This window comes from Caulobacter sp. P1_B12_2 (genome assembly GCF_056406675.1).
The window spans coordinates 1-6,819 of the sequence record NZ_JBFTZS010000450.1 but is presented as its reverse complement, the minus strand read 5'-3'; the positions used below and the strand labels follow the sequence as shown (position 1 = coordinate 6,819).

Genomic DNA, 6,819 nt, shown 5'->3' with positions numbered 1-6,819 from the left:
GCCCAGGGCTCGGCCATGCCGGGCTTTGGCCACCCGCTCTATCCGGACGGCGACCCGCGCGCGACGGCGCTGCTGGACGCCTTCAAGATSCCGCCGGTCCTGGCCGAGCTGCGCGCCGAAACGGAGTCCGCCACTGGCCTGCCGCCGAATATCGATTTCGCCCTCGTGGCCATGGCCCGGACGTTGGCCCTGCCGGCCGACGCACCGTTCAGCCTGTTCGCCGTCGGGCGGATGGCGGGGTGGCACGCCCATGCGATCGAGCAGTTGCAGACGGGGAAACTGATCAGGCCCCGGGCGCGGTATGTGGGCGTGCAGCCGGCGAAGTAGCGGCGAACACTTGCCCCCTACGGGCCGCTTCGCGGCCGTCTTCCCCCACAGGGGGAAGAGGCGCGCCGCGTTTGCGTCCTCCGCCCCCTATGGGGGCGGACAGACGGCGAAGCCGTCAGGTGGGGGCAAGTGAGCCCCTAAGCCCGCTCGTGGACCGCCTCTTCCGCCGCCAGCGGTTGCKGAAGCCGCGAGACCATCTCCTTCGGGCAGACCTGCCAGAACAGGTCCCGCACGCGGTCCCAGTCGCGGATCAGGCTTTCGGCGAAGGCCGAGTCGGTCTCGCGGGCGTGTTCGGCCAGCAGCGAGCGCAGCACGCCTTCCCAATAGGGGGAGGCCAGGCGCTGGACCAGGATGCTGTCCGGGTTGACCAGGTTCTCGAACCGGCCGTGCTGGTCCAGGACGAAGGCCATGCCGCCGGTCATGCCGGCCCCGAAGTTGCCGCCCGTCGGACCCAGGATCACCACCTGGCCGCCGGTCATGTATTCGCAGCCGTTGGCGCCGCAGCCCTCGACCACCGTGGTGGCGCCCGAGTTGCGGACCGCGAAGCGCTCGCCGGCCTGGCCGGCCGCGAACAGCCGCCCGGCCGTGGCTCCGAACAGCACGGTGTTGCCGATCAGGGTGTTGGTCTCGGGCGCCGCCAGGCCGCGGGCCGGCTTGATGACGATCGTCGCGCCCGACAGGCCCTTGCCGACATAGTCGTTGGCCTCGCCGGTCAGCTCGATCCGCAGGCCCTGGACCGCGAAGGCCCCCAGGCTCTGGCCGGCCGAGCCCTTGAGCTGGACGGTCAGGTGGCCGGCGGGCAGGCCCTTCATGCCGAACTTGCGCACGATGTGGCTGGAGGTGCGCGAGCCGATCGAGCGGGCGGTGCTGCGGACCGTATAGGTCAGCTGCATCTTCTCGCCGCGTTCCAGCAGGGGCGCGGCGTCGCGGACGATCTGGGCGTCCAGGGTGTCGGGCACCGGGTTACGGCCGCCCTCGACGGTGGAATAGGGCTTGTTCTGGCCGGGGTCGGCGCGGACCAGCAGCGGGTTCAGGTCAAGGTCGTCGAGGTGCTCGCCGCCCCGGCTGACCTGGGCCAGCAGGTCGGTGCGGCCGACGATCTCCRGCAGGCTCTTGAAGCCCAGACCGGCCAGGATCTCGCGGACCTCTTCAGCGATGAAGCTGAACAGGTTGATGACCTTTTCCGGCGTGCCGGTGAACTTGGCGCGCAGGCTCTCATCCTGGGTGCAGACGCCCACGGGACAGGTGTTGGAGTGGCACTGGCGCACCATGATGCAGCCCATGGCCACCAGCGAGGCGGTGCCGATGCCGAACTCCTCGGCGCCCAGCATGGCGGCGATCACCACGTCGCGGCCGGTGCGGATGCCGCCGTCCGTGCGCAGCACCACCGAGTGGCGCAGGTTGTTCAGGGTCAGCACCTGGTTGGCTTCCGACAGGCCCATCTCCCACGGACCGCCGGCGTACTTCACCGAGGTCTGCGAGGAGGCGCCGGTGCCGCCGACATTGCCGGCCACCAGGATGACGTCGGCCTTGGCCTTGGCGACCCCGGCCGCGATCGCGCCGATGCCGGTGGCGGCCACCAGCTTCACCGTGACGCGGGCGATCGGGTTGATCTGCTTCAGGTCGTAGATGAGCTGGGCCAGGTCCTCGATCGAATAGATGTCGTGGTGCGGCGGCGGGCTGATCAGCATCACGCCGGGGGTGGCGTGGCGCAGACGGGCGATCATCTCCGTGACCTTGAAGCCAGGAAGTTGCCCGCCCTCGCCGGGCTTGGCGCCCTGGGCGACCTTGATCTCGATCTCGCGGCACTGGTTCAGATATTCCGCGGTGACGCCGAACCGGCCCGAGGCCACCTGCTTGATGGCGCTGTTGGGGTTGTCGCCGTTCGGCAGGGGCTTGTAGCGCGCGGAGTCCTCGCCGCCCTCGCCCGACACCGACTTGGCGCCGATCCGGTTCATGGCGATGTTCAGCACGCCGTGGGCCTCGGGGCCCAGGGCGCCCAGGCTCATGCCCGGCGTGACGAAGCGCTTGCGGATCTCGTTGACGCTCTCGACGTCGTCGGTCGAGATCGGGTTGCGGTCCGAGCGCCAGTCCAGCAGGTCGCGCAGCTGCACCGGCTTCTGGGTGCGCAGGCCGTTGGACCAGCGGCGATAGAGCTCGAAGTCGCCGGTGTCGCAGGCGCTCTGCAGGGTGTGGATCAGCCGCGCCTCAAAGGCGTGGACCTCGCCCGAGCGGCGCAGCTTGTAGAGGCCGCCGACCGGCAAGGTCACGGCGGTCTCGCCCCAGGCCTTGCGATGCAGCTCGACCGCCTTGGACTCCAGCCCGGCCAGGCCGATGCCCGAGATTCGCGAGGGCATGCCGGGGAAGAACTCGGCGGCCAGGGCGCGCGACAGGCCGACGGCTTCGAAGTTGTAGCCGCCGCGGTACGAGGAGATGACGCTGATGCCCATCTTGGAGATGATCTTCAGCAGACCGCCCTYGATGGCCGTCTTGAAGTTGATGCAGACGTCGCGCAGCGACTTGTCGCCCAGCAGGCCGCGCTCCAGGCGATCCTGGAAGCTTTCCTGGGCCAGATAGGCGTTGACCGCCGTGGCGCCCACGCCGACCAGCACCGCGAAATAGTGGGTGTCCAGGCACTCGGCCGAGCGGACGATGATCGAGACGTACGATCGCAGGCCCTTGGCGACCAGGTGGGCGTGGACGCCGCCGGTGGCCAGGATCATCGGCAGGGCCACGCGCCCCTCGCCCGAGCCTTCGTCGGTCAGGACGATGGCCCCGCAGCCGCGCAGCACCGCGTCTTCCGCGTCGGCGCGGATGCGGTCGAGGTTGGCGCGCAGGGCGTCGCCGGGACGGGCTTCCGGGGCCGGCAGCGGCATGGTGCAGTCGATGACCACCACGCTCTTCTCGCCCAGCAGGCCGTGGATGCGCTCGTACATGCCGGTGGTCAGGACCGGGCTTTCCAGCACGTAGACGTCGGCCTGGGCCGCGTCCTGGGCGAGGATGTTGCCCAGGTTCTTGAACCGGGTCTTCAGGCTCATCACGCCGGTCTCCCGCAGGGGGTCGATCGGCGGGTTGGTCACCTGGCTGAAGTTCTGGCGGAAGAAGTGGCTGAGCGGACGGTACTTCTCCGACAGCACGGCCAGGGGCGCGTCGTCGCCCATCGAGCCGACGGCTTCCTTGCCCTCCTGTATAGGGGTGGCGGCCGGCCAGTTCGTCGATGATGTCGTCTTCGCCGTAGAGCTTGCCGCCCACCAGGTCGATGGCGATCATCCGGCCCGGCGAGATCGCCAGCTTGCGGGTGATGCGGCTTTCCTCGACGCCGCACATGCCGGCTTCCGAACCCATGATCACCAGGCCGTCGTCGGTATAGGCCACGCGCAGCGGGCGCAGGCCCGAGCGGTCCTTGCCGGCCACGACCCAGCGGCCGTCGGTGGCGCACAGGGCGGCCGGGCCGTCCCACGGCTCCATCACCGCGTTGCAGTAGCTGTAGAGGGCCTTGTGCGAGGCCTTCATGTGATCGCTGTTGGCTTCCGGCACCAGCAGGGTCTTGGCCATCGGCGCGTCGCGGCCGGCCCGGACCAGCACCTCGAAGGTGTTGTCCAGGTTGGCGCTGTCGGACCCGCCCGGCTGGATCACCGGCTTCACGTCGTCCCCGAACTCGCCGAAGGCGTCGGCCGCCATCTTGATCTCGTGGGACTTCATCCAGTTGATGTTGCCCTTGATGGTGTTGATCTCACCATTGTGGGCCAGCATCCGGAACGGCTGGGCCAGGCGCCATTCGGGGAAGGTGTTGGTCGAATAGCGCTGGTGGAAGATCGCCACCGCGGCGCTGAAGCGCTCGTCCTTGAGGTCCGGATAGAACTCGTCGATGTGCTCGGCCAGGAACATGCCCTTGTAGATCAGGGACTTGGCCGAGAACGAGCAGATGTAGAAGCCCGACAGGTTCTGGGCGTGGACGCGCTTTTCGATGCGCTTGCGGCACAGGAAGAGGGCGCGCTCCAGGGCCTCGCCTTCCAGGCCGGCCGGAGCGGCCAGCATGATCTGCTCGATCTCGGGACGGGTGGCGTTGGCCTTCTCGCCGATCACCGAGGTGTCGACCGGCACCTGGCGCCAGCCATAGATGTAGAAGCCGAAACGCAGGGCCTCGGCCTCGACGATCGTGCGGCAGGCTTCCTGGGCGCCCAGGTCGGTGCGCGGCAGGAAGATCTGGCCGACCGCGATCGGACCCTGGCGCAGGGCGTGGCCGGTGCGGCGCACCTGGTCGATGAAGAAGTCCTGCGGAACGCTGACCAGCACGCCGGCGCCGTCGCCGGTCTTGCCGTCGGCGTCGACCGCGCCGCGGTGCCACAGGGCCTTCAGGGCCTTGATCGCCAGCTCGACGACCTCGCGGCGCGGCTGGCCGTCGATGGCGCAGACCAGACCCACGCCGCACGCGTCGCGCTCGGTCGAGGGATCGTAGGCGTGGCCGTCGATCAGGCGCTGGCGGTTCTTCAGATAGAGGTCGTGCTCGGACATGATCTTACTCCGCCGCGATCAGCGCCGAGGCGCCGGTCTTGGTCATCAGGTAGCGGTGCATGGCGTCGGCGGCGTCGCGGCCGTCCTTGATCGCCCACACCACCAGGGAGGCGCCGCGCACGATGTCGCCGGCCGCGAACACCCCGTCCAGATTGGTCATCTGGTGGCGGACGTCGGCTTTCACCGTGCCCCAGCGCGTGGTCTTCAGGTCGGGGGCCGACCAGGTCTCGGGCAGGTTCTCGGGCTCGAAGCCCAGGGCCTTGACCACCAGTTGGGCCGGACGGTCGAAGTCGCCGCCGTCGATCTCTTCCGGGGTCTGGCGGCCCGAGGCGTCCGGGGCGCCCAGGCGCATGCGGATGGCGCGCACGCCGGTCACGGCGTCGGCGTCGCCGCCCAGGGCGCGCAGGGCGGCCAGCCATTCGAAGGTCACGCCCTCTTCCTCGGCGTTGGCCACTTCGCGCAGCGAGCCCGGCATGTTGGCCTTGTCGCGGCGATAGAGGCAGGTGACCGAGGTGGCGCCCTGGCGTATGGCGGTGCGCACGCAGTCCATGGCGGTGTCGCCGCCGCCGACCACGACCACGTCCTTGCCGGCCGCGTTCAGTTCGCCGCTGTCATAGGCCGGGACGTCGTCGCCCAGGGTCTTCTTGTTGGAGGCGATCAGGTAGTCCAGCGCGGCGACCACGCCCTTGGCGCCGGCGCCCGGCGCGACCAGGTCGCGGGCGGCATAGACGCCGACGGCGATCAGCACGGCGTCATGCTGGTCGCGCAGCTGCTGCAGGGTGGCGTCGCGGCCGACCTCGAAGCCCAGCTTGAACACCACGCCGCCGTCCGCCAGGCGCTGGGTGCGGCGCTCGACGACGTCCTTTTCCAGCTTGAAGCCGGGGATGCCGTAGATCAGCAGGCCGCCGGCCCGGTCGTGGCGGTCGTAGACGGTGACGGCGTAGCCTTGCTCGCGCAGCAGCTCGGCGGCGGCCAGGCCGGCGGGTCCCGCGCCGATGATCCCCACCGACTGGCCGCGGTCGGCCTTGGCGACCAGAGGCTTCACCCAGCCCATCTCCCAGGCCTTGTCGGACAGGTAGCGTTCGACCGAGCCGATCGTCACGGTGCCGTGACCCGACTGCTCTATGACGCAGTTGCCTTCGCACAGGCGGTCCTGCGGGCAGATTCTACCGCAGACCTCCGGCATGGAATTGGTCGCCTGCGACAGCTGATAGGCCTCTTCCAGACGGCCTTCGGCGGTCATCCGCAGCCAGTCGGGGATGTTGTTGTGCAGGGGGCAGTGGGTCTGGCAGAACGGCACGCCGCATTGCGAACAACGCGAGGCCTGCTCGGTGGCTTTCGCATCGATGAAGTCGGCGTAGATCTCGTGGAAGTCGCCGTTGCGCTCGCCGGCCGCCCGCTTTTCGGGCGTCGTGCGGGCGACGGTCGTGAATTTCAGCATGCGCTCGGCCATGCGACTTCCCTCGTCCCCGCTTCCGGGGAAAAATTTGCGTGCGCGGGCCTCTTACGGACTCTTGGGGGCAAGAAGAATGCGTCGGTCAAAAATGTAGACAAATATATCCGTGATCCCGCCGGGGTTATTGCGAGCGACTCTCAGCTGTAGCCCATTATCGTCCACTTAGTGGATAAACGACTTGTTTACCGTGTCAGGCGCACGCCCGGCACGGGGTTTTAGTGGCCGAGCGCCTATAGGGAATGACGATGCCGGATTGGCTGATCGCGATCGTGCTGGGCCTGGTCGAGGGCCTGACAGAATTCATCCCCGTGTCTTCGACCGGGCATCTGTTGCTGACCAAGATCGCCCTGGGCCTGACCGATCCGACCTGGGACACCTTCATCGTGCTGATCCAGCTGGGCGCGGTCCTGGCGGTGGTCGCGGTCTATTTCCAGCGCCTGTGGCAGGTGGTGATCGGCCTGCCGACCAAACCGGAAGCCCGCCGCTTCGCGCTCAGCGTGATCATCGGCTGCATCCCCGCC

General features: G+C 68.8%; 3 protein-coding genes and 1 pseudogene. 2 read left to right on the top strand and 2 right to left on the bottom strand.

The window, feature by feature from the left end; all coding sequences use genetic code 11:
- Positions 1-327 (top strand): citrate/2-methylcitrate synthase (locus AC1DZ6_RS21240; protein WP_477099119.1); only part of this gene is annotated, 327 nt, incomplete at its 5' end.
- Between the two features lie 137 nt (positions 328-464).
- Here AC1DZ6_RS21240 and gltB read toward each other — a convergent pair.
- Together gltB and AC1DZ6_RS21230 are read right to left on the bottom strand one after the other, a co-directional pair.
- Positions 465-4,842: pseudogene (gltB, locus tag AC1DZ6_RS21235) on the bottom strand (glutamate synthase large subunit).
- A gap of 4 nt (positions 4,843-4,846) precedes the next feature.
- Positions 4,847-6,295, bottom strand: a complete 1,449-nt coding sequence (locus tag AC1DZ6_RS21230) for an NAD(P)-dependent oxidoreductase (RefSeq protein WP_477099118.1) — start codon at positions 6,293-6,295, stop codon at positions 4,847-4,849.
- Between the two features lie 248 nt (positions 6,296-6,543).
- On the opposite strand from AC1DZ6_RS21230, the gene AC1DZ6_RS21225 reads away from it, so the two are divergent.
- Positions 6,544-6,819 (top strand): undecaprenyl-diphosphate phosphatase (locus tag AC1DZ6_RS21225; RefSeq protein WP_477099117.1); only part of this gene is annotated, 276 nt, incomplete at its 3' end.